23 protein-coding genes and 1 tRNA gene are annotated in these 22,556 nt (G+C 66.0%); 8 read left to right on the forward strand and 16 right to left on the reverse strand.

The window, feature by feature from the left end:
• The 3 genes from R2601_RS08955 to R2601_RS08965 form a co-directional block, all read right to left on the reverse strand.
• Positions 1 to 509, reverse strand: a 509-nt coding sequence (locus R2601_RS08955) for an IS110 family RNA-guided transposase (protein WP_007796858.1), incomplete at its 3' end; no start/stop codon positions are given.
• A 34-nt stretch (positions 510 to 543) separates the two neighbouring features.
• Positions 544 to 1,029, reverse strand: a complete 486-nt coding sequence (locus R2601_RS08960; protein WP_007796860.1) for a hypothetical protein — start codon at positions 1,027 to 1,029, stop codon at positions 544 to 546.
• 59 nt (positions 1,030 to 1,088) lie between these two features.
• A tRNA-Arg gene (locus tag R2601_RS08965) sits at positions 1,089 to 1,165 on the reverse strand.
• A gap of 134 nt (positions 1,166 to 1,299) precedes the next feature.
• Here R2601_RS08965 and pheS point away from each other — a divergent pair.
• The 3 genes from pheS to R2601_RS08980 all read left to right on the forward strand — a co-directional run bounded on the left by pheS (position 1,300) and on the right by R2601_RS08980 (position 3,146).
• A complete protein-coding gene (gene pheS, locus R2601_RS08970; protein ID WP_007796862.1) occupies positions 1,300 to 2,370 on the forward strand; it encodes a phenylalanine--tRNA ligase subunit alpha in 1,071 nt (356 codons plus the stop codon).
• A 70-nt stretch (positions 2,371 to 2,440) separates the two neighbouring features.
• Positions 2,441 to 2,725, forward strand: a complete 285-nt coding sequence (locus R2601_RS08975) for a YrhK family protein (protein ID WP_007796865.1) — start codon at positions 2,441 to 2,443, stop codon at positions 2,723 to 2,725.
• 76 nt (positions 2,726 to 2,801) lie between these two features.
• On the forward strand, positions 2,802 to 3,146 hold the full coding sequence (locus tag R2601_RS08980; protein WP_242533751.1) for a phasin family protein: 345 nt from the start codon (positions 2,802 to 2,804) through the stop codon (positions 3,144 to 3,146).
• On the opposite strand, the gene R2601_RS08985 is transcribed toward R2601_RS08980, so the two are convergent.
• From R2601_RS08985 to R2601_RS09010, 6 genes are all read right to left on the reverse strand, one after another.
• Positions 3,131 to 4,870, reverse strand: coding sequence for a PHA/PHB synthase family protein (locus R2601_RS08985; protein WP_007796868.1), 1,740 nt, complete (start codon positions 4,868 to 4,870; stop codon positions 3,131 to 3,133). The genes R2601_RS08980 and R2601_RS08985 overlap by 16 nt on opposite strands.
• A gap of 131 nt (positions 4,871 to 5,001) precedes the next feature.
• Positions 5,002 to 6,273 (reverse strand): organoarsenical effux MFS transporter ArsJ, encoded by a 1,272-nt coding sequence (gene arsJ / locus R2601_RS08990; RefSeq protein ID WP_007796870.1) that lies wholly within the window; start codon positions 6,271 to 6,273, stop codon positions 5,002 to 5,004.
• A gap of 63 nt (positions 6,274 to 6,336) precedes the next feature.
• The gene (locus R2601_RS08995) at positions 6,337 to 7,335 is read right to left on the reverse strand and encodes an ArsJ-associated glyceraldehyde-3-phosphate dehydrogenase (protein WP_007796871.1); all 999 of its coding nucleotides are present in this window, start codon (positions 7,333 to 7,335) and stop codon (positions 6,337 to 6,339) included.
• The gene (locus tag R2601_RS09000) at positions 7,335 to 8,180 is read right to left on the reverse strand and encodes an arsenate reductase/protein-tyrosine-phosphatase family protein (protein WP_040544536.1); all 846 of its coding nucleotides are present in this window, start codon (positions 8,178 to 8,180) and stop codon (positions 7,335 to 7,337) included. The genes R2601_RS08995 and R2601_RS09000 overlap by 1 nt, the downstream gene beginning before the upstream one ends.
• 223 nt (positions 8,181 to 8,403) lie before the next feature.
• Positions 8,404 to 9,795 (reverse strand): bifunctional enoyl-CoA hydratase/phosphate acetyltransferase, encoded by a 1,392-nt coding sequence (locus R2601_RS09005; protein ID WP_007796875.1) that lies wholly within the window; start codon positions 9,793 to 9,795, stop codon positions 8,404 to 8,406.
• Positions 9,796 to 9,982: 187 nt separating this feature from the next.
• Positions 9,983 to 10,810 carry a DUF6473 family protein gene (locus tag R2601_RS09010; protein WP_040544538.1) on the reverse strand — a complete coding sequence of 276 codons (828 nt, stop codon included), beginning with the start codon at positions 10,808 to 10,810 and terminating at the stop codon, positions 9,983 to 9,985.
• 158 nt (positions 10,811 to 10,968) lie between these two features.
• Here R2601_RS09010 and R2601_RS09015 point away from each other — a divergent pair, with 158 nt between their 5' ends.
• Positions 10,969 to 11,844 (forward strand): 3-hydroxybutyryl-CoA dehydrogenase, encoded by an 876-nt coding sequence (locus R2601_RS09015; RefSeq protein WP_007796879.1) that lies wholly within the window; start codon positions 10,969 to 10,971, stop codon positions 11,842 to 11,844.
• 78 nt (positions 11,845 to 11,922) lie between these two features.
• Here R2601_RS09015 and R2601_RS09020 read toward each other — a convergent pair whose 3' ends face one another.
• From R2601_RS09020 to R2601_RS09050, 7 genes are read right to left on the reverse strand one after another with little or no spacing between them, the layout of a single operon-like run.
• Positions 11,923 to 12,804, reverse strand: coding sequence for a lysophospholipid acyltransferase family protein (locus tag R2601_RS09020; RefSeq protein WP_007796882.1), 882 nt, complete (start codon positions 12,802 to 12,804; stop codon positions 11,923 to 11,925).
• 47 nt (positions 12,805 to 12,851) lie between these two features.
• A complete protein-coding gene (locus R2601_RS09025; RefSeq protein WP_007796885.1) occupies positions 12,852 to 13,130 on the reverse strand; it encodes an HPr family phosphocarrier protein in 279 nt (92 codons plus the stop codon).
• A 40-nt stretch (positions 13,131 to 13,170) separates the two neighbouring features.
• Complete coding sequence (locus tag R2601_RS09030) at positions 13,171 to 13,569, reverse strand: PTS sugar transporter subunit IIA (protein WP_007796888.1); 399 nt, start codon at positions 13,567 to 13,569, stop codon at positions 13,171 to 13,173.
• Positions 13,566 to 14,492 carry an RNase adapter RapZ gene (gene rapZ, locus R2601_RS09035; RefSeq protein ID WP_007796891.1) on the reverse strand — a complete coding sequence of 309 codons (927 nt, stop codon included), beginning with the start codon at positions 14,490 to 14,492 and terminating at the stop codon, positions 13,566 to 13,568. Before rapZ ends, R2601_RS09030 begins: the two co-directional genes overlap by 4 nt.
• A gap of 6 nt (positions 14,493 to 14,498) precedes the next feature.
• Positions 14,499 to 14,927, reverse strand: coding sequence for an HPr kinase/phosphorylase (locus R2601_RS27280; protein ID WP_007796894.1), 429 nt, complete (start codon positions 14,925 to 14,927; stop codon positions 14,499 to 14,501).
• Positions 14,928 to 14,940: 13 nt separating this feature from the next.
• The gene (locus R2601_RS09045) at positions 14,941 to 16,671 is read right to left on the reverse strand and encodes a sensor histidine kinase (RefSeq protein ID WP_007796897.1); all 1,731 of its coding nucleotides are present in this window, start codon (positions 16,669 to 16,671) and stop codon (positions 14,941 to 14,943) included.
• Positions 16,672 to 16,674: 3 nt separating this feature from the next.
• Positions 16,675 to 17,376 carry a response regulator transcription factor gene (locus R2601_RS09050; protein WP_007796899.1) on the reverse strand — a complete coding sequence of 234 codons (702 nt, stop codon included), beginning with the start codon at positions 17,374 to 17,376 and terminating at the stop codon, positions 16,675 to 16,677.
• A 362-nt stretch (positions 17,377 to 17,738) separates the two neighbouring features.
• Between R2601_RS09050 and R2601_RS09055 the strand changes: the two genes are divergently transcribed.
• From R2601_RS09055 to R2601_RS09070, 4 genes are all read left to right on the forward strand, one after another.
• The gene (locus tag R2601_RS09055; RefSeq protein ID WP_007796903.1) at positions 17,739 to 19,337 is read left to right on the forward strand and encodes a phosphoenolpyruvate carboxykinase; all 1,599 of its coding nucleotides are present in this window, start codon (positions 17,739 to 17,741) and stop codon (positions 19,335 to 19,337) included.
• A gap of 186 nt (positions 19,338 to 19,523) precedes the next feature.
• Complete coding sequence (locus R2601_RS09060; protein WP_007796905.1) at positions 19,524 to 20,069, forward strand: DUF3859 domain-containing protein; 546 nt, start codon at positions 19,524 to 19,526, stop codon at positions 20,067 to 20,069.
• 306 nt (positions 20,070 to 20,375) lie between these two features.
• Complete coding sequence (locus tag R2601_RS09065; protein WP_007796907.1) at positions 20,376 to 20,876, forward strand: type III secretion system chaperone family protein; 501 nt, start codon at positions 20,376 to 20,378, stop codon at positions 20,874 to 20,876.
• Positions 20,877 to 20,995: 119 nt separating this feature from the next.
• Positions 20,996 to 22,423: a tannase/feruloyl esterase family alpha/beta hydrolase gene (locus tag R2601_RS09070; RefSeq protein WP_007796910.1), complete on the forward strand. Its 1,428-nt coding sequence runs from the start codon at positions 20,996 to 20,998 to the stop codon at positions 22,421 to 22,423.
• Positions 22,424 to 22,556: the final 133 nt, after the last annotated feature.

Below are 22,556 nucleotides of genomic sequence, written 5' to 3' on the forward strand. Positions count from 1 at the left end.
GTCTCATTCTCAGCCACAGCCTTTTCCAACCGAGGCAGATGCTGAGGGCCTTTCGGCGCGACAATCCCATGTTCAGCCAGATGCCCTCGCAATGCGTTGATCGCCTGGGTACGTTGCCCTGTCAAAAGATCGCGGGTCTTGAGTACCATCGACTGACCTTGTTGCTCGGTTGTCTTGGTCGTCACAAAGCGCATGGTCGGTCGGGACGCTGCTTCAGCGATGGCTTCGGCATCATTCGCATCGTTCTTTTGCCGCTTCACATAGGGTTTGACGTATTGCGGGGCGATGAGCCTGACATCGTGGCCAAGTCTGGAAAGCTCCCGGCTCCAGTGATGCGCACCCGCGCAAGCCTCCAAAGCGATGGTGCAAGGCTCAATCTGACCGAAAAACTCTAGCACCCGCCCTCGCGGCAACGCCTTGCTAAAGACCTTAGATCCATTTGCCGCCGCGCCATGCGCGTGAAACGAACTCTTGGCAATATCCAGCCCTACAATGCTAACCTTCTCCATGGACGCTTCCTCCTCGTAGCGAATTTCGACACCGCTACCTTGGCACAGCGATGCCGTGAGGGGGCGTCCACACCATCAAGGGGAACGAGGCGGTGGCCACGTCGACCCCGTGCGGCACCAGGTCGGGGCGCGGGCGTGAAAAGGCGAACTTGGCGAAATGCGATAGCAGCTGGCCGCCCAGCACGGCACAAAGCACGAAGAGCGCCGAGGCGCGCGCGCCGCGCAGGATGAGGTAGGCCAGCACCGCCGCGGTCATCAGCGTCAGGATGGTGACGCCGCCAAGCGCGGTCAGGTCGCGCATCGCGACCTCGACCTGCGGCCCCCCGATCGGATTGGTCGGGTCTCCGGGCGTGCGCAGCGCCAGCAGCACCGCCTCGTCGAAGGCGTGCAGGTCGCCCTCGAGCATCTCGGCGGCCAGCGCCACGAAGCCCCAGAGTGCGCCGGCGACCACGACGATGCCAAGCAGGGTCATCGCTTCCATGCGGCGGGTGAGGGCGGCGATCGGGGCGGGCAGCTGCATTCTGGTCTCCTTGGCGGTGCCGGCGACAAGCTGGGGCGCGCGCGGCGGGAGACAAGCGCTGGCGACCCGTCGAGGACTCGAACCCCGAACCTGCTGATTAGAAGTCAGCTGCTCTATCCAGTTGAGCTAACGGGCCGTGCGCCCGCCCGTTCTAGCCGCAAGAGAAGGGCCACGCAATCGGCCTTGGCGCCCGGGTTTTGCCCCTGTGACTTGCGTCTTTCCACCGGCCCGGCTAGGTGACGGGCAACTCCTGGATACGAGGGTGCCGAGATGAATGATCTGCGCGAAAAGTACATCGAGCTGATTGGGGCTGCTGCCGATGAGGCGGCGCTCGAAGACCTGCGCGTGCAGGCGGTCGGCAAGAAGGGCGAGATCAGCCTGCAGATGCGCAGCCTTGGCAAGATGAGCCCGGAAGAGCGCCAGATCATGGGCCCCAAGCTCAACGCGCTGAAGGACGAGATCAACAGCGCGCTGGCCGCCAAGAAGGCGGCGCTGGCCGATGCCGCGCTGAACGAGCGCCTCCAGTCCGAATGGCTCGACGTGACGCTGCCGGGCCGGACCCGCCGCCAGGGCTCGATCCACCCGGTGAGCCAGGTCTGGGAAGAATGCACCGCGATCTTCGCCGACATGGGCTTCTCGGTGGCCGAAGGGCCGCAGATCGAGAAGGACTGGTACAATTTCGACGCGCTCAACATCCCCGGCCACCACCCGGCGCGCGCCGAGATGGACACGTTCTACATGAACCGTGCCGAGGGTGACGACCGCCCGCCGCATGTGCTGCGCACCCACACCTCGCCGGTGCAGATCCGCTCGATGGAGGCGCAGGGCGCGCCGCTGCGCATCATCTGCCCGGGCCGCGTCTACCGCGCCGACTACGACCAGACCCACACGCCGATGTTCCACCAGGTCGAGGGCCTTGCCATCGACAAGAACATCTCCATGGCGAACCTGAAATGGGTGCTGGAAGAGTTCTTCTCGGCCTATTTCGGCACCACGGTGAAGACCCGCTTCCGCGCCTCGCACTTCCCCTTCACCGAACCCTCGGCCGAGGTCGACATCCAGTGCCAGTGGAAGGACGGCTCCGTCGTGGTGGGCGAGGGCGACGACTGGCTCGAGGTGCTGGGCTCGGGCATGGTGCACCCCAAGGTGCTGGCCGCCGGCGGCATCGATCCCGACGAATGGCAGGGCTTTGCCTTCGGCATGGGCATCGACCGCATCGCGATGCTGAAATACGGCATCCCCGACCTGCGCGCCTTCTTCGACAGCGACCTGCGCTGGCTGCGCCATTACGGCTTCGCCTCGCTCGACGTGCCGACGATCCGCGGCGGCCTGTCGCGCTGAACCGACTGGCCATCGCGGACACGGGATCTAAGGTCGGGAGGATGCCTCCCGACGATAGGACCGAACCGCGATGAAGCTCTTCAATCACGCCAACCGACAGCGCAACGCCGACACGCGGCGGGTCTACGCGCTGTTCGAGATCGCCCACACGCTTGTCGATTTCGGCGCGGCCGTGTGCTTCACCATCGGTTCGGTGCTGTTCTTCTGGCCGAAATACGAGACCCCGGCGGTCTGGCTCTTCACCGTGGGCTCGGTGCTGTTCATGGCCAAGCCGACGCTGCGGCTGTCGCGGGAGATCAAGCTCTACCGCATGGGCAAGCTCGACACGCTGGCCGAGCGCGCCGAGAACGACTGATCCCGCGGCTGACCGGGATCAAGGCAACGACTCTCTCAGGCTGGTACAATCCACGATTATGAGCGTGGAGGAGACCATGAACAGCATCGTCATGAAAGACCGTCTGCAGACGGACGCGAGCCCGGAACCGACCCCGAATGACTTCCGCATCCGCTGGAGCCTCGAGCCCTTCGCCGCCACCGACATGGTGGATGCGTGGCTCGACCTCGGCAGCGAAATGCAAAGCTTCTATGCCGACCGCATCCGCGCCGACGTGGAAACCCAGCACGAGATTCTGCACAGCCGCAGCCCGGCGGAGCTTGCGCGCATTCAGGCGGCGTTCTTCCGTCGGGCGGTGTCGGATTACCGGGCGCATATGGGGCGCGTGACCGAGATCCTCGATCACTGCTGGTTCCCGCGCGCCGGTCAGCCGAAGACGTAGCGCCCCGGGGCCGCGCAAAGCGAGGGCAGGGGGGCCGCCTCGACGTGGCGGCGCTCGGAGGAGTGCCGCTCCAGCCACTCGGTCCATTCCGGCCACCACGAGCCGTCGCGGACGGCATGCGCCTTGATCCACAGATCGGGATCGGTGGCATGGCCGGGGACCGGGCCCGCGCGGAAGTGCCGCCGGGGGTGCCCGGGCTCGGAGACGATGCCGGCATTGTGCCCGCCGCTGGTCAGCACGAAGGTGTTTTCGCCGTCCGCGAAGCGGGTGATCTTCCAGGCCGAGCGCCACGGTGCCACGTGGTCGCGCTCGGTGCCGACGGCAAACACCGGTACCTCGATATCCTCGAGCGAGATCGGGCGCCCGCCGACGCTGTATTGCCCCAGCGCCAGCCGGTTCTCGAGGAAGAGCTTGCGCAGGTACTCGGCATGCATCCGTGCGGGCATCCGCGTGGCATCGGCGTTCCACGCCATCAGGTCGTTCATGCTGCCGCGTTCGCCAAGGAGGTACTCGCGGATCGTACGCGACCAGATGAGGTCGTTCGAGCGCAGCATCTGGAAGGCGCCGGCCATCTGGTCGGGTTTCAGGTAGCCCTGCTCGGCCATGATGTCCTCGAGGAAGGCGACCTGGCTGTCGTCGATGAAGAGGGTGATCTCTCCGGCCTCGGTGAAATCCACCTGCGCGGCGAGCAGGGTCAGCGAGGCCAGTCGGGCATCGCCATCGCGCGCCATGGCGGCGGCGGCGATCGAGAGCAGCGTGCCGCCGAGGCAATAGCCGGCGGCGTGGATCTTCTGCCCCGGCACGGCGCGCTCGATCACCTCGAGCGCGTCGAAGATGCCGAGCCGCACGTAATCCTCGAGCCCCAGGTCGGCGTCCTCCTCGCCGGGGTTCAGCCACGAGATCATGTAGACCTCGATGCCTTGGTCGAGCAGGAAACGCACCATCGAGTTATGCGCAGACAGGTCGAGGATGTAGTATTTCATGATCCAGGCGGGCACGATCAGCAGCGGCTCGGCCTGCACGCTCTCGGTGGTCGGGCGGTAGCGGATCAGCTCGATCAGACGGTTGCGATAGACCACCTCGCCCGGCGTGGTCGCGAGGGTCTCGCCGACCTTGAACCCGCCGGTCTCGGGCGGGGCGCCCTCGGCGTCACGGGCGAAATCCTCCATCCAGTTGCGCAGCCCGCGCAGCAGGTTGGCGCCGTGCTCTTCTCGGGTCCGGTCGAGCACCACCGGGTTGGTCGCCGCGTAATTCGACGGCGCCAGCATGTCGAGCGTCTGGCGGGTGGCGAAGTTGACGATCTGTGCGTGGCGCGGGGCCATGCCCTGCACACCGCGTGTGGCGGCATCCCACCAGTCCTCGGTAAGCAGGAACCACTGCGCGAGGAGATTGTAGGGCGCGCGCTGCCATTCCTTGTCGCGGAAGCGCTTGTCGGCGGCCATCGCATCGCAGCTTTCCGAGGCCGGGTGCAACGGGCAGCTGACCGCCGCCTGAACCGCCTTGGCGGCGTTGGCCACGGCGCGCTCGTGCAGCTCGGCCTGCTTGGCGGGAGATCCCGCCAGATGCGCCGCCCAGTCGAACCACGCGGTGGCCAGCCCCATCGGGGAGAGCCCCCCGGTCAGGCTGCCAAGTGCCGCGTGATAGGAGCGGTCGATGGCATCATGCGCTTGGGTCTCCCGGACGGGGACGGCGACGGCGGGGGTGATGGGGCCAGCATGTTCCATGCCCCCGGGGTCTCACGATCCGGCGCGGGCCGCCTTGATCCGGCGCAAGGTCGACCGTGACGTTGCGTCCTTTTCCAAGACTTTTCGGTGTGTTGGCGGAAACACTCCGGCAGCGGGGCGCGCCGGGGCGCTCAGGCCGCCTGCTCCGCCGGGTGCGGGCGCAGCCGTCCCGCGCCCCAGGCGCTCAGCGCCACCATGACAGCGGCGGTGCCGAGGCAGAGCGGCAGCCCGCCGAGCTGGTAGCTCGCGCCCGACAGCACCGTGCCCAGAAGCCGCCCGGCGGCGTTGGCCATGTAATAAAAGCCCACGTCCATGGTGACGCGGTCATCCTCGGTGAAGGCGAGGATCAGGTAGGAGTGCAGCGACGAGTTCACCGCGAAGATCGCCCCGAAGACCAGCAGGCCCAGCACGAGCGTCACGGTCAGCCACGGCGCGGGCGCGCCGGCCAGCGCCACAAGAAGCGCCAGCAGCGCCGGGACCACGAAAAGCGCGAGCGCCCAGTGCCGGGCGTCGCTGACCAGCGCCGCCTCGCCGCGCTGGCGGGCCCGGAGCAGTCGCGGCGCGGCCGCCTGCACCGCGCCGTAGAGGATGATCCAAACCGCCATGAACGTACCGATGGTGAAAAAGGCCACGCGATTGCCCGCTTCGGTGCCGTCCGACAGCACGGCATAGAAATAGATCGGGATGCCGACGACGAACCACACGTCGCGGGCGCCGAACAGGAAGACCCGCGCAAAGCTCAGCCAGTTCACGTTGCGGTTCTTCGAGATCACCTCGCGGAACTTGGCGTCCTTGCGCCCCGTGGGCAGGCCCGTCGGCATGCGCAGCGCCACCGCCACGAGGATCACCGCGAGGACCGCCGCCATGGCGAGCACCGAGGGCACGAACCCGGCCAGCGCCAGCAGCGCCGCGCCGAGCAGGAAGCCCAGCCCCTTCACCGCGTTCTTCGACCCGGTGAGCGCCGCGACCCAGCGGAAGAGCCCGTCCTCGCCCTTTGGCGCCAGCAGCTTGACCGCCGATTTCGACGACATCTTGGCAAGGTCCTTGGCGACGCCCGAGGCCCCCTGCACCAGCATCACGAAGGCCACCGAGACCCCGATCGCCCAGGACGGATCGAGCTGCGCCAGCGCCAGCAGCGCCAGAACCTGCAGGCTCAGCCCGGCATAGAGCGTCGAGGTCAGCCCGAACCGCGCCGCGATCCAGCCCGCCGAGAGGTTGGTGATCACGCCGGCGATCTCGTAGAGCACGAAAAGATAGGCCAGCTGCACCGGCGAAAAGCCGAGCGTGTGGAAATGCAGCAGCACCAGCATGCGCAGCGCGCCGTCGGTGAGCATGAAGGCCCAGTAGGCGGCGGTGACGGCGATATAGGCCGCGAGCGGCCTTTCGGGGGCGTCGGTGGTCATGATCCGGATCTTTCCGTTCGGTCGGTCACGCGCGTGCTAGCGCAGGCGCGTGACGCGGGCGTGTCAGAGCGAGGCGGCGACCATCTGCGCCACGTCGGCAAGGCGATGGGCATAGCCCCATTCGTTGTCGTACCAGGCGTAGACCTTGAGCTGGGTGCCGTTGACCACCATGGTCGATTGCGCATCGATGATGCTCGAGCGCGCATCGTTGACGTAGTCGCAGCTCACCAGCGGGCGGGTCTCGTAGCCCAGGATGCCCTTGAGCGGGCCTGCGGCGGCGGCCTCGAAGAGGGCGTTGACCTCTTCGACGGTGGTTTCGCGCTCGAGCTCGAACACGCAGTCGGTCAGCGAGGCGTTGAGCAGAGGCACGCGGACGGCGTGGCCGTTCAGCTTGCCGGTGAGCTCGGGATAGATCAGCGTGATCGCGGTGGCGCTGCCGGTGGTGGTCGGGATCAGCGAGTTCAGCGCCGAGCGGGCGCGGCGCAGATCCTTGGCGGGCCGGTCGACGATGGTCTGGGTGTTGGTCACGTCGTGGATCGTGGTGATCATGCCGTGCCGGATGCCGAGGTTTTCGTGCACCACCTTCACCACCGGCGCGAGGCAGTTGGTCGTGCAGCTTGCCGCCGTCACGATGTGGTGCCGCGCCGGGTCGTAGGCGTCGTTGTTGACGCCGTAGACGATATTGGCGGTCGGGCCGTCCTTCACCGGGGCCGAGACCACCACCTTCTTCACGCCGGCGGCAAAATACGGCGCGAGCTTCGCCTCGGTCTTGAACACGCCGGTGCAGTCGATGACCACGTCCACGCCCTCGAGCGGCAGGTCCTCGAGCCGCTTTTCGCCATGCACCGGCAGGCGGGTGCCGTTGATGCTGATGCTGTCGGCGTCATGCGAAAAGGCCGCGTCCCAGCGCCCGTGCACGGTGTCGAATTCAAGAAGATGCGCGTGCATCTCCGGGTCGCCCACCGCGTCGTTGATCCACGCGATGTTCGCGCCCGCCTCGAGAAGCGGGCGCAGGGCGAGCTTGCCGATGCGGCCAAGCCCGTTCAGTGCGTAGGTGGTCATCAGGCGTGATCCTCGGTCTCGGGGTGGCCGATCTCGTCGACGGCCTTTTGCAGCGAGATCCGGTCGAGCGTGTCGAGCGGCAGGGCGGTGAAGGACGAGAGGCGGTGCTTGAGCATGCCGAAGACCTGCTGGAAGGCGAGGCTCTTCTCGGCCTCGGTGCCGGTGGCCTTGACCGGGTCGGGCAGGCCCCAGTGGGCGCTGATCGGCTGGCCGGCCCAGGCCGGGCATTCCTCGTTCGCGGCGCGGTCGCAGACGGTGAAGACGAAGTCGAGCTTCGGTGCGTCGGGGCCCTGGAACTCCGAGATGTTCTTGGACCGGAGGCCCGCGGTGTCGAACCCCTTGTCGTGCAGCGTGGCGAGAGCGATCGGGTTGAGCTCGGAATAGGGCCGGGTGCCCGCAGAGAAGGCGTTGAAGCGGTCGCCCGCAAGGTGGCGCAGCAGCGTCTCCGCGATGATCGAGCGGGCGGAGTTGCCGGTGCAGATGAAGAGCACGTTGTATTTTCCGTCGGACATGGCTGGTCCTCCTTGCAGGCTGGCAAGCGCCTCGGGCGGGCAGAGATCTGGCCGCCCCCGGCAACAGTCGTTGAACAGGAAGCCCACGAGTCCGCGCAGCGCGGCGATGTTCGCCCGGTAGAGCAGCGAGCGCCCGGCACGGGTCTGGGTGATCAGGCCGGCCTCGCGCAGGGCCGAGAGGTAGACCGAGGCGGTGCTGGCCTTGAGCCCCAGAACCTCGGTGATCTCGCCTGCCGGCAGCGCGTCGGGGTAACGCCGCATCAGCAGTCGGAACACGTCCATCCGCTGGGGGTGGCTGAGGGTGCTGAGCTGTTCGAAACGTATCGCTTCCATAATTCATGAATTATGGAAGTGTTTCGAGTTGAGCAAGTGAAGTATTGATGACACGGGCTGGAAGGCTGATCGGCGCGCGGACGCCCGGCGGACACGACGCGCCTGAAAGGTCTTCTCTCTTGAGCCGCACGAAGCGCGCACTCTGACCTCGACGCCACGAGCGAGGCCGTTGCCGCAGGGGGCTCATGACGTGAAGCGCGCCCGACACGCGGGCGCGCTGGCCTCAGCCCTGTTTGCCGCTCATCCGCGCGTGATGCAGCGCCGCGACCGCGCAGGAGGCGAGGCGGCTCATGTCGTCGTCGGAGCGGCTGTTGAGGATGATCGGCACCCGCGCGCCCAGCACCAGCCCCGCCGCCTCGGCATGGGAGATGTAGGTCAGCTGCTTGGCCAGCATGTTGCCGGCGTCGAGATTGGGCACCACGAGGATCTCGGCCTGTCCCGCCACGTCCGAGGTGATGCCCTTGGTGCGCGCCGCGGCGATGTCGACGGCGTTGTCCATCGCCAGCGGGCCATCCACCAGACCGCCGGTGATCTGCCCACGATCGGCCATCTTCGACAGCAGCGCCGCGTCGATCGAGGAGGGGATGTCGGGATTCACCGTCTCGGTGGCCGAGAGCACCCCGACCTTGGGCTGCTCGATGCCGAGCGAGATCGCGAGGTCGATGGCGTTCTGGGTGATGTCGACCTTGGTCTTGAGATCGGGGGCGATGTTGATCGCGGCGTCGCTGACCAGCAGCGGGTGCGGCTGGCCCGGCACGTCCATCACGAAGATATGGGTGAAACGCCGCCCCATGCGCAGCCCGGTCTGCTTGTCGAGGATCGGCCGCAGCAGCATGTCGGTGTGCAGGTGGCCCTTCATGATCGCCTCGGCGCGGCCCTCGTGCACCAGCTCCACCGCTTTGCGCGCGGCGTTGCGGTGCAGCGGCTCGTGCAGGATCTCGACACCGTCGAGGGTCACGCCCATGGCCGAGGCGACCTCGGCAATCTTGTCGGTGTCGCCGATCAGGATCGGCTCGATCAGGGTGTGATCTCGGGCCTTGAGCGCGCCGCCGAGCGAGTTGGGCTCCTCGGGGCAGACCACGGCGGTCTTCAGTGCCGCGAGCGGCTCGGCGCGCTTCAGCAGCTTCTCGAAATGGCGGTGGCGCTGCACCACGAGGCCGGGCAGATCGTGGCTGTTGTAGCTGACCTTGCGGCGCGGAGCGAGCACCTCGGCCGCGCCCGACAGGACCAGCGCCCCATCGCCGAGGCGGCGCACTTCGGTGGCCAGCGTCACCGTGGTCTCGCGCTCGTTCTTGTCGGTCACGGTGACGCCGATCACCAGCTCGTCGCCGGCGAAGACACGGGCGTGGAACTGGGCGTTCTGGGCCCGGTAAAGCGCGCCGGCGCCGGGCAGCACATTGCCCAGCACCGCGCCGAGCAGCGCGCCGATGAACGAGCCCGGGGCCATCGCCTCGGGGCGGCCGTCGCCATCACCGTCCTGATCGAAGATGTGCAGCGGATTGTGGTTGCCCGAGACGTTGGCATAGACCAGCAGGTCGTCGGCGGTGATGAGGCGGTTCAGCTCCGCCTTGTCGCCCACCTTGAGTTCGTCGAAGGTGCGGTTCTCGATCAGCATTTGGGTCTCCGGCTGTTCACGGGCCTGCCACCGGGCGGCGCGCGGGGCAGGTCTTCCGGTCACAGCTATAGACCCTTTGTGCAACGCGTCCACGACCCCCTGCCTGCGTCCGCTCGCCGCACTGCGGCAACCGATGCGGATCAATGCGTTGCGACGGGTGCGACGATGAAAATCCGGGCAGGTGCTGTCAGCCGAGATACTCCGCGATCAGGGGCGCCAGCGCGGCGGCGGTCTCGTCATGGGCCAGCGGGCCCACGAGTTCGGCGGCGGCGCTGGCCTCGAAATCGCTGAACACCAGACCCGGCGCCCCGGTATGGCGGGCCTCCTCGCTCTGCGGCATCTCGATCAGTCCGATGGCGCGCGGACGCAGCGCGTCGAGCATGGTGCGGTCGATGAGCAGCGGCCCGCCCTCGAGCGAGGTGTCGGGCGCGTCGGGTGGGCGGTGCTCGGACAGCCACAGCAGCAGCACCCGGCCCCGGAGCAGGGTGAGCAGGTGCTTCATCCGTGCCAGCCAGGCCTGCCGCAACTCGCCCGCGATCTCGTCAAAGCGGTCTTCCGAGATCTCTCGTAGTCGGCCGAGCAGGTGCCGGTTGAAGTGGAATTCGGTGAAATCGACCTCCGGGTAGAGGGTCTGAAGCCGCTCGGAAGCGCGCAGGAAGCGATCGTTGCGGCGCGGATGCACACCGTAATACCGGTTCGACATGTTCTGCGCGCCCATGATCTGCATGACGCAGAGGTCGGCGCGTTCGGCCACGTGCAGCACCCCCGGGTCGTGCAGGTAGAGGTCGAGCCCCGCATTCACCACCCCGAGATTGATGCAGGTCGTGTCGGTCCGGCGCTCGATCAGCGCGGGAAAGGGCGCTTCGATGAAGCGGCCATAGGTTTCGGTGCCGCCGAGGAACGCCACGTAAGGCGCATCGAGCGGCCGCCGCGGGCCGCGGAACAACACCCGCGAACGGCCATAGCGGCACGGAAAATAGTCCAGCGCCCCCGGCGCTGTCATAGCGAAGGTCATGTCTCCCACCTTGGTTCGTTCTCACCCGGGGAAGAGCCTCGGACAGCGGAGTTGAGATTCTGCTAAAGCGAAAAAGCCCGACAAATCCGGCCCACCCGCCTTGCGGCGGGTCGCGGCGCATGCCTATGTTTGGCGCGCAAACGAAAGGGTTATGGGCGATGGATATCAGCAAGATCGGTGTTGTGGGTGCGGGCCAGATGGGCAACGGCATCGCGCACGTGATGGCTCTCGCGGGATACGAGGTCCGGCTTTCGGATGTCAGCCCCGAGGCGCTCGACAAGGCCATGACCCTGATCGCCGCCAACATGGATCGCCAGGTCAGCCGGGGCAAGATCGCCCAGGAAGACCGCGACGGCGCGCTGAGCCGGATCTCGTCGACGCTCGACATCGCCGAGATCGGCCAGACCGATCTGGTGATCGAGGCCGCGACCGAGCAGGAGACGGTGAAGCAGAAAATCTTCGACAGCCTCGCGCCGCACCTGCTGCCGCACACCATCCTGACCTCGAATACCTCGTCGATCTCGATCACCCGGCTGGCCTCGCGCACCGACCGCCCCGAGAAGTTCCTCGGCTTCCACTTCATGAATCCGGTGCCGGTGATGCAGCTGGTCGAGCTGATCCGCGGCATCGCCACCGATCAGGAAACCTACCAGGCCTGCATGAAGGTGGTCGAGAACCTTGGCAAGACCGCCGCCAGCGCCGAGGATTTCCCGGCCTTCATCGTGAACCGGATCCTGGTGCCGATGATCAACGAGGCGGTCTACACGCTCTATGAAGGCGTGGGCAACGTGCGCTCCATTGACATGGCGATGAAGCTTGGCGCCAACCATCCTATGGGGCCGCTGGAACTGGCGGATTTCATCGGGCTCGACACCTGCCTCGCGATCATGAACGTCCTGCACGACGGGCTGGCCGACACCAAGTACCGGCCCTGCCCGCTGCTGACCAAGTATGTCGAGGCAGGCTGGCTCGGTCGCAAGACCAAGCGCGGCTTCTACGATTATCGCGGCGAGGAGCCGGTGCCGACGCGCTGACGCGGACAAAGATTTTTCGTTCGAAAAATCTTTTCCGGTGGCGGGATCAGAAAATTCGTACGAATTTTCTGCGGCGGCTCAGAGCTCTGTCCGCAGGCGAAGCGTCGCGTCGCGCAGCCAGGCGACGAACTCGCGCTGCTTGCCGTTCCACGCCTGCACCGTGTCGGGGGTGATCGGCTTTCCGACCACCGGCTTCTGCGGCCGGCCGCAGGCATGCATCACCTCGTGGATCAGCAGCCCCTGCCGCAGGGTCGGCGAGACCCGGTTGGCGATCTGGTAGGCGCGGCTGTTCTGACCGGGGAAGTAGATCGGTACCACCGTGGCACCCGAACGCTGGATCATCTTCGCGGTGAACGGGTTCCAGACGGCCTCGATCGCGGGCCCGAGCAGCGATTGCGAGGCCGCCACGACCCCCGAGGGAAACAGCGCGATCACGCCGCCGCCCTTGAGGTGGTCCATGGCCCGGGCGCGCATCTCGAGGCTCTGCTCGCGGGCGCTTTCCTCGTGCGGGAAGGGCACCGGGATCATGAATTCCTCGATCTCCTTCACTCCGGTCAGCAGCGAGCGGGTGAGGATGCGGTAATCGGTGCGCACCCGACCGATCAGGTCGGCGAGAATCATGCCGTCGACCAGCCCGTGCGGGTGGTTCGCGACGACCACGACAGGCCCGTCCTTGGGGATGCGCGCGATCTGCTCGGCAGGGGTGTCGAGGCGGATGCGCATGTGACCCAGCGCGTGGCGCCAGAATTCCTGCCCGTCGGGGATGCCGGCGCGCTCGACCTTGCGCACAAGCCGGATCAAGGGGATCTTGCCGGTGGCCCATTCCAGCGCGCGGATGGTGTTGGCCTTCCACGGGTTGGTGAAAGTATTGGCATAGCTGAGCTTGCGCTTGTCGTAGGGAGCGTGCAGCGGGCGCGTGACGCCGCCCTGACCGGCCGTGGCCTGATAGCTCTCAACCATGTGCCCGCCTTGTTCCGTCTTCCTGCGCCGGTGGGGTTTCCCGGCGGTCAGTTCTCTTCTCCGAACCGGTTCGCGACCAGCGCTTCCAGCGCATCGGCCAGCGCGACCGCGTCCGGCCCCGAGGTTTCAACCTCAATAGAGCTTCCTTTGGAAGCTGCCAACATCAAAAGCCCCATGATGCTGTCGCCGCCGGCGCTCATGCCATCCTTGCTGACTTCGGCGCGGGCATCGAAGCCCTCGACAACCTCGACGAGCTTGGCCGAGGCGCGGGCATGGAGCCCCTTTTCGTTCACGATCTTCAGCTCACGGTGCACGGTGTCGGACATAAACTACGAATTCCCTTGGACAGATCCTGCGCGATCCCGGTCAGAGCGGTTCCGGTTTCACGTTGACGCTGTCGATATATTTTCGTCCTGCTTCAAGTGCACCTTTTACCGCATCCGGCACATCCTTCTGCCGGCTCTTCGCAAGCTTGATCAGCATCGGCAGGTTCATGCCGTAGAGGATGCGGCGGTTCTCGGGCTGGCAGGCCAGCAGCGATAGGTTCGACGGCGAGCCACCGTAGAGGTCGGTGACGACCACGACACCGTCGCCGGTGTCGACATCGTCGGCGGCCGTGCAGATCTCGGCCTGCTTGCCGCCGCGGTCATGATCCGCCTCGATGGTGACGGCAACGATCCCGGGCTGCTTGCCCACCACATGCTCGACGGCCGAGAGATACTCCCGCGCCAGTCCCCCATGGGCCACGATCACGATGCCGATCACCCGTTCTGTCCTCCGATGGTCCTGTGCTGGCCGGTCGCGGCGGCCAGTCCGCGACGCTCGAGCTCGCGGTGTCTAATTGACACCTGCCAGCCGCTCTCTGCAAGGGCAGCCGCCACTCTTTCTGTCACGGCAACGGAGCGGTGTTGCCCGCCGGTACAGCCGATGCCGAAGGTCAGGTGCGCCTTGCCCTCGTCCTTGCAGGCCGGCAGCACGAAGAGTGCCAGCTCGGTGAGCTTGGCGACAAAGGGCGCGAAGCGGGCGTCGGTCTCGATATAGTCGACCACGGGGGCGTCGAGGCCGGTGAGTCCGCGCAGCTCGGGCTGCCAGTGCGGGTTGTCGAGGAAGCGGCAGTCGAAGGCCCAGTCCAGGCCCTGCGGCAGGCCGCGCTTGTAGGAAAACGAGTGCAGCGCCACCGCCAGCTTCTGGCCGGTCTGGTCGGCGAACAGCCCTTCCATCTGCGCGCGCAGGTCGTGTGGCGACAGGGTGCTGCTGTTGATCAGGGTGTCGGCGGCGTTGCGGGCCTCTTCCAGCAGAGCGAGCTCGCGCTCGATGCCCTGCGTATAGCTTTCGTCCGGGGCCATCGGGTGGCGGCGGCGGGTCTCGGAATAGCGGCGCGACAGCACCTCGGCGCTGCAGTCGAGATAGAAGAGTTGCGCATCGAGCGCCGGTTCGGCGGCGAGGCGGCGATGCAGCTCGAGCAGCCGCTGCACCGAGAAATCGCGGTTGCGGATGTCGACGCCAAGCGCAACCGGGCGGGTCAGGGCGCCGCCGTCGAGCAGCAGGCGCGGGATCAGGCTGAGCGGGATGTTGTCGATCGCCTCATAGCCAAGATCCTCCAGCACGTTGATCGCGGTGGAGCGTCCGGCGCCCGAGGGCCCGGTGACCAGCACGACGCGCTGCTGTCCTTTCGACTGATCCTGCATCCTCGCCTATTCCTTCCGACCGCCCTTGAGATATTGCACGAGCGCTGCGGGAAAATAGGGATGCGCGGTTTTGTGAAGCAAGGGGATTCTTTGCCCCTGCAGCATGGTTTCGCGGCGCTGCGGCAAGCGGGCCGTCTCGACCTCGTCGAGATCGAGCACGGCGGCGAGCCGAACGGGGCCGCTGGTCGCGGCGTTCAGCAGTCCGATGCCGCGCGCTTCGATCATCCCGCTGAGCGGGGCAGGGGGCGCGAGCCAGAGCGCGCCGTCGCGCAGGCTGACAATCACCCGGTCGTCGGCCACCAGCAGCGCGCCGCGGGCCATCATCTCGAGCGCCAGCCCCGACTTTCCGCTGCCCGAGGCGCCGCGGATCAGCAGTCCTCGGCCCGCGACGGCCACCGCGGTGGCGTGCAGGATCTCGGAGCTGTCGGTGGGCACGGGGTGCGGACGATCAGACCGGCAGGCCGACCACGAAGCGCGCACCGAGCGGCTCGGAGGTCACGTCGGCTTCGGTCGGGCGGATGTTCTCGGCCCAGATCACGCCACCATGAGCTTCGACGATCTGCTTCGATATCGCGAGGCCAAGGCCAGAGTTGTTGCCGAAATCGTTCTCTGGGCGCTGCGAGTAGAAGCGCTTGAAGATCTTCTGAAGCGCCTCTTCCGGGATGCCGGGGCCGGTATCCTCGACCACCACCAGCACGCGGTTGTCGCGGCGGCGCGCCCAGACGCGGATCGCATCGCCGTCTTCGCAGAAGCTGATGGCGTTGGTGATCAGGTTCACGAACACCTGCGCGAGGCGCGGCTCAAGGCCGCTGATGTTGATCGGCTTGGCGGGCAGGTCGGTGATGAACTCGACCCCCTTGGCGCGGGCATCTTCGCCGAGGAACTGGGTGATGTTGCCGATCATCTCGAGCAGGTTGAACTCCTGCTCCTCTTCCTTGACCAGCTCGCTGTCGAGCCGTGAGGCATTGGAGATGTCGCTTACCAGGCGGTCGAGGCGGCGCACGTCATGCTCGATCACATCGAGCAGCTTGTCGCGATGCTCTTCCTTCTTGACGATGCGCAGCGAGCCGATGGCCGAGCGCAGGCTGGCGAGCGGGTTCTTGATCTCGTGCGCGACGTCGGCGGCGAATTGTTCGTTGCTGTCGATGCGGTCGTAAAGCGCCGAGACCATGCCCCGGAGTGCCCCCGAGAGGCGGCCGATCTCGTCGGGCCGGGCGGTTAGGTCGGGGATGCGGATCCGTCGCGAACTGCCCTTGCTGCGGTTGTTGCGATCGCGCCCGATCTCGGCGGCGTCGGCGAGGTCGGAGATCGGGTTGGCGATGGTCGAGGCCAGAACGAGGCTCAGGCCGATGGAGACCAGCGTGGCGATGACGAACATCTGCAGCACACGCTCGCGCTCGGCGCTGACCACGGCGTCGATCTCGGCCTCGGTCGACATCAGCGCCACGGTGCCGATCACCGCGTCGCCCTGCCGGATCGGCGAGAAGCCGGCGAACAGGGTCTCACCCCCGGGGCCCTTGCCGGACTGGACCCGGGTCAGGGTGGGGTCGCCGATCTCGATCATCCGGCGCATCCGGTCCTCGAGCGTCAGCTCTGGTTCGGCCTCGAAATACGAGAAGATCCCGGCGACGCCGCGCCAGATCGAGTCGAGGAAGTCCGAGATCAGCGTCGGGCGATTGGCCTCGCGGGTGTTGATCGACATCAGCGGCGCGCGGGTGCCGCTGGTCTCGCCAACAAGGAAGTTGCCGGCATCGAACACCAGAAGCTCGGTGCCGGTGCGCAGGTCAACCTGTTGCAGCAGGCCGTTGATGTCGGCTGCGGCGTCGGTGCCGAGCGTGACGGGCGCCTCGTCGGGCAGCCAGGCCTCGATCACGTCGGCGATCAGCTCGGCCTCGGAGGCCACGGCATTGCCGCGCTGCATCACCAGCGTGTCGCGCGACGAATTGAGCCAGAGGATGCCCGCCACCAGCACGTTCAACGCAATCAGGTTGAACGTGATGATCTTGCGGGTCAGCGGCGACCGGTTGAGCGAAAACAGGCTGCGCCGCTCACGGCTGTCGCGCAGCTCTTTCTCTACCGTGCTGTCAGGGGCGACGAAGTCATCGCCCAGCACGACGTCGGCATCCTGCCGTTCGCCCGGGTGGTCGTCGCGCATCGAGATCCTCTCGGCCAGCGCCATGTCTTACTCTTCGTTGTAACGATACCCGATACCATACAGCGTTTCGATGGCGGAGAAATCCGCATCCACCGTACGCATTTTCTTGCGCAGACGCTTGATATGGCTGTCGATGGTGCGGTCGTCGACATAGACCTGATCGTCATAGGCGACGTCCATCAGCTGGTCGCGGGATTTCACGAAGCCGGGGCGCTGCGCCAGGGCCTGCAGAAGCAGGAATTCGGTGACGGTGAGCGACACGTCCTGACCTTTCCAGGTCACCGAGTGGCGCAGCGGATCCATGGTGAGCGATCCGCGGGTCATCAGCTTGGTGTCTTCGGTTTCGCCCACGACCTCGCCTGCGACGGCTTCCTGCCGGCGCAGGAGGGCGCGGATGCGTTCCACCAGAAGGCGCTGCGAGAAGGGCTTCTTGACGTAGTCGTCGGCCCCCATGCGCAGGCCGAGCACCTCGTCGATCTCGTCGTCCTTGGAGGTCAGGAAGATCACCGGCATCTTGGATTTCTGGCGCACGCGCTGCAGCAGATCCATGCCGTCCATGCGGGGCATCTTGATGTCGAAGACCGCCATGTCGGGCATCTTCTTGTTGAAGGCATCCAGCGCGGCCTGCCCGTCATTGTAAGTTTCGACCTCGAATCCCTCGGCCTCAAGAGTCATCGAAACCGATGTCAGGATGTTCCTGTCATCGTCCACGAGGGCAATTTTCGACATGGGATTGTTTCCTTGTACTGCTCGGATTGCCTGATTTTTTCGCCACTATGCGGGAATTTGGACTTTACAACAATCCCAAACTGCGAATCAGGTCCCACCGCCGCCTTATTCCGGACGAATATCTATAAGGAATGGCTAAAATGTCTCAGCCGAACGACGTTCGCGCAGCAACCTGTCGAAGTGCTAACGCTAAACGAAATTTGGTTGCGCTAACTTTGACATGCGTCCTGTTCCGACCCGGAAACGCCGTGTTAAAGCAGCTTTTGCCGGTGGTGGTCATCACCGGTGAGCGGACGCGCTATTCGACGTCTCCGCTGTGACTGACGACCGCCGCGTGTGGCGCGGCTACAGGAGCTTGGCAGATGACATTTGGACGGGTGAACCCGGATTTCCGGCTTGAAGATCAAGGGATCGAAGGCCTGGGGAATGTCTATTACAATCTTATGGAGCCGGCGCTGATCGAGGCCGCCCTGAAACGCGGCGAGGGTACGCTCGGCAAAGGGGGCGCCTTCTACGTCACCACCGGCAAGTTCACCGGTCGCTCGCCCCAGGACAAGCACGTGGTCAAGACCGACTCGGTTGCCGACAAGATCTGGTGGGAGAACAACCGCGCCATGTCGCCCGAGGGGTTCGATACCCTTTACAACGACATGCTCGAGCACATGAAAGGCCGTGAGTATTTCGTCGAGGACCTGATCGGCGGCGCCGACCCGGCCTACTCGATCAAGGTGCGCATGGTGACCGAGCTGGCCTGGCACGGTCTGTTCATCCGCCACATGCTGCGTCGCCCCGAGCGTGACACGCTCGACTCGTTCATGGCGGATTTCACCGTCATCAACTGCCCGACCTTCAAGGCCGATCCCGAGCGTCACAACTGCCGCTCCGATACCGTCATCGCGCTGAACTTCGACCGCAAGACCATCCTGATCGGCGGCACCGAGTATGCTGGCGAGAACAAGAAGTCGGTGTTCACGCTGCTCAACTACATGCTGCCGCTCAAGGGCATCATGGCGATGCACTGCTCGGCCAACCACGCGCCGAACAACCCGGTCGACACCGCGATCTTCTTCGGCCTGTCGGGCACCGGCAAAACCACGCTCTCGGCTGATCCCGAGCGCGTGCTGATCGGCGATGACGAGCATGGCTGGTCGGATCGCGGCACCTTCAACTTCGAGGGCGGCTGCTACGCCAAGACGATCAACCTCTCCGCCGATGCCGAGCCCGAGATCTACGCCACGACCTCGAAATTCGGCACCGTGATCGAGAACATGATCTACGACGAAGAGACCTTCGAGCTCGATTTCGACGATGACAGCCTGACCGCCAACATGCGCTGCGCCTACCCGCTCGAGTACATCTCGAACGCGTCGTCCACTGCGCTCGGCGGGCATCCGAAGAACATCATCATGCTGACCTGCGACGCCTTCGGGGTTCTGCCGCCGATCGCGCGGCTGACCCCGGCGCAGGCGATGTACCACTTCCTGTCGGGCTTCACCTCAAAGGTCGCCGGCACCGAGCGGGGCATCACCGAACCGCAGCCGACCTTCTCGACCTGCTTCGGCGCACCGTTCATGCCGTTGCGCCCCGAGATGTACGGCAACCTGCTGCGTGACAAGATCGCCAAGCACGGTGCGACCTGCTGGCTGGTCAACACCGGCTGGACCGGCGGCGCCTACGGCACCGGTCACCGGATGCCGATCAAGGCCACCCGCGCTCTGCTGCACGCCGCTCTGAACGGCTCGCTCGCCAAGGTCGAGTTCCGCAAGGACCCGAATTTCGGCTTCGAGGTGCCGGTCTCGGTCGAGGGCGTGCCCGAGCTGCTGCTCGATCCGCGCCGCACCTGGTCGGACAAGGAGGCGTTCGACGCCCAGGCGCAGAAACTGGTGAAGATGTTCGCGGACAACTTCGAACAGTATGTTCCCTACATCGACGAGGACGTGAAGGCTGCAGCCATCGGCTGAGCCTGACCGGTTCCGGAAATCGCCAGCGCCCGTCGCACCTGCGGCGGGCGTTTGCGTTTCTGCGGGGCAGGGGGGGGGGCGGCCCGCGGGCGGAATGTCACCGCTCAGGCGCGGCGCGGGCGGGGAGGGGTTTGCGCAACTGCGCGAAGCCGGTATTGCGGGGCACGTCCCTCGCCGGAGATCGCCATGCTTCGCCTGCTTTCAGCCCTTTGCGCCGTTCTCGCGCTGGTCACGGTGGCCCACGCCGCCCCGGGCGAGTCCTACGCCCGTGATCCGGTGGTGATCATCGATCACGGCATCATCTGCCAGGTCACGCCGGAGGGCGCGCGCGAGGCGCCGGACACGATGATGGGCGCGATCAACCTCATCGAGCAGACCCGCGACATGGATGTGACGACCCGCTTGGTGCCGGCCAAGGCGGGCATCAGCTTCGGGGTGAAGTTCACCCTGCGCCCGGGCGCCGGCGATCGCGACGTGACGATCCTCGTCACCCATCCGCCGATGGGGCCGGAGGGTGTCACCACCGAGAGCTGGATCTCGCCGCTCTCGGAGGGCCGCGCCAGCCTCAACCTGTTCACCTTCGAGTTCCCCTACGAGATGGTGCCGGGTCCGTGGGTCATGGCTATCGAGGCCGATGGCGAGCGCCTGATGGAGCAGCATTTCGAGGTGGTCTCGGAACTGGCCGCCCCGGCGGTGCTTTCGGTTTGCTACGGGCAGGATTTCGTCTCCTGACTGTCCACAGATCCGGCAGCCTCCGGCGAGGCGCTTGTGGCTCCGGCAGCGCTGGGATCTGCGCGTTCGGCGGCTGAATTTCTCCCCAGATCGCTCCACATATCCACAGCTCCTATCTTGGGCTTGGGCCCATCTCATCCACAACTTATTGGGTGCGTCTCTAATATTTCGCTTTACAGTACATGCACGGCGCAGGCACGATATCTGGTAAGGGGAGGGAAACATCTCCCAGCCCCTAGAGCAGTCAGCTAGCGCTTGGGGCGCGGCCCGTTCCCCGGCGCTACAGCAAAAAAAATGAGGTGGCGCATGGCACTGTCCGAAGAGTTTCTGAGCGACGAGATTCACCCGATCGACATCGTCGAGACGCTGGCCGAACACCACGACTGGGATTTCGACCGGATCGGAGAGGACCAGATCGCGATGGCCGTCGAGGGCCAGTGGCGCACCTATTCGATCACCCTTGCCTGGTCGCCCTATGACGAGACCCTGCGCCTGATCTGCAGCTTCGAAATGGAGCCGCCGGAAGAGACGCTGCCCGAGCTCTTCACCGCGCTCAACACCATCAACGATCAATGCTGGGCGGGCTCGTTCAGCTTCTGGGCCGAGCCCAAGCTGATGGTCTATCGCTACGGCCTCGTGCTGGCCGGTGGTCAGAGCGCCTGCCCCGAGCAGATCGACACGATGATCTCTGCCGCGGTGCTGGCCTCCGAGCGCTATTACCCGGCGTTCCAGCTCGTGGGCTGGGCCAACAAGCCCGCCTCAGACGCGGTGCAGATCGCCATCGCCGAGGCCTACGGCCGGGCCTGAGCCGGACAAGATTTTTCTTCGAAAAATCTTGCGCCCGGCGGCCGACGTGAAGTCAGAGCTTGTCGGGTGGCCAGTTTGACGCGATCCTTCTCCCGGGAGACAACTCAGGGAGGAAAGATATGAGATACCTGTTCCCGGCCATGGCGCTTGCCATGGCCGCCGCCGTTCCGGCCTCGGCCCAACAGACCGAAGACCAGTGCAGTGCCTTGCGCGACACGGTGCTCGACGCGGGCTTTGTCACCTCGGCGCGGGTGATGCCCGCCGCCGACACGCTGCCCGCCTATTGCGAGATCCGCGCCACCGCACGACCGGCGATCTCGATCGAGGTGCGGCTGCCGATGGAGGGCTGGAACGGCAAGTACTACCAGGCCGGCTGCGGCGGTCTCTGCGGCATTCTCGGTCGCGCCGATGCCGGCGGTGGCTGGGTCAACGCCATGAAGCCCGGGCTCGAGCGCGGCTATGCCACAGCCACCTCCGACAGCGGCCATCACGGGCTCTCGGTCACCGATGGCAGCTGGGCGATGAACAACCCCAATGCCGAGCGCGACTGGGGTTGGCGCTCGATCGGCGAGACCCATCGCGTGGCACAGGCGCTGATCGGGGCGTTCTACGAGGGGGCCTCGGAACAGGCGATCTTCCAGGGCTGCTCTACCGGTGGGCGCATGGCGCATGTGGCGGCGCAGCGCTACCCCGAGCTGTTCGACGGCATCATCTCCGGCGCGCCGGCGATGGATTACACCGGGCTGGTGGCGACCAAGATGGCATGGCTCACGCAGGCCAACACCGCCGAGGATGGCAGCCAGATCCTCGGACCCGGCGAGGCCACTCTGATCGGCGACGCGGTGATGTCGCAATGCGACGGCGTGGACGGCAGCGAGGACGGGCTGATCGCAGACCCCCGCGCCTGCGAGATCGACCTCTCAGCGTTAGCCTGCGAGGCAGAGGATACGCCGTCCTGCCTGAGCGAAGACGAAAGCGCCACGCTCGCCAAGTGGCGGCAGGGGCCGCAGAGCCAGGACGGCACGCAGCTCTACCCGGGCGGCATCCCGGAGGGCTCGGAGCCGTTCTGGTGGCTCTGGCTCACTGGCAACGCGCAGGGCGCGGGCCGTCTGGTGCCGGCGTTCAACACCGATTTCGGCCGCTACATGGCCTTTCCCACCGATCCCGGCCCGGCCTGGACGCCGGCGGAGTTCGACTTCGAGACCGATCCCGCACGGCTCGCGACCATGGCCGAGGTCTATAACGGCGACAGTCCTGACCTCTCGGCCTTCCGGGCCGCGGGGGGCAAGATGATCGTCTGGCATGGCTGGGCGGATGCCATCGTCACGCCTTACAAGACGGTGGACTGGTACGAGAAGGCGGCGGCGCTGGCCGGTTCGGAGGAGGCGCTGAAGGAGAACGTGGCGCTCTTCATGGTGCCGGGGCTCGACCATTGCGGCATCCTTCCCGGGCCCGATGGCATCAGCGCGACGGCGCTTGATCCGATGACCCCGCTGGAGACGTGGCTTGCGGAGGGCACGGTGCCGACATCGATCATGGCGCAGTGATCCGGGGCAGCGCCATCCTCCGCCCTTTCCGGCGTCCTCGCCTCCCACGTGGCATGCGGCGGGCCTTGCCGGAAGCGTCCCGCGTGTGGAGATCGGCGGCCTGCCTCCGGCGGGAGTATTTTGACGAAGAGAA

Origin of the sequence: Salipiger bermudensis HTCC2601 (assembly GCF_000153725.1) — a bacterium.
Taxonomy (GTDB): Bacteria; Pseudomonadota; Alphaproteobacteria; order Rhodobacterales; family Rhodobacteraceae; genus Salipiger; species Salipiger bermudensis.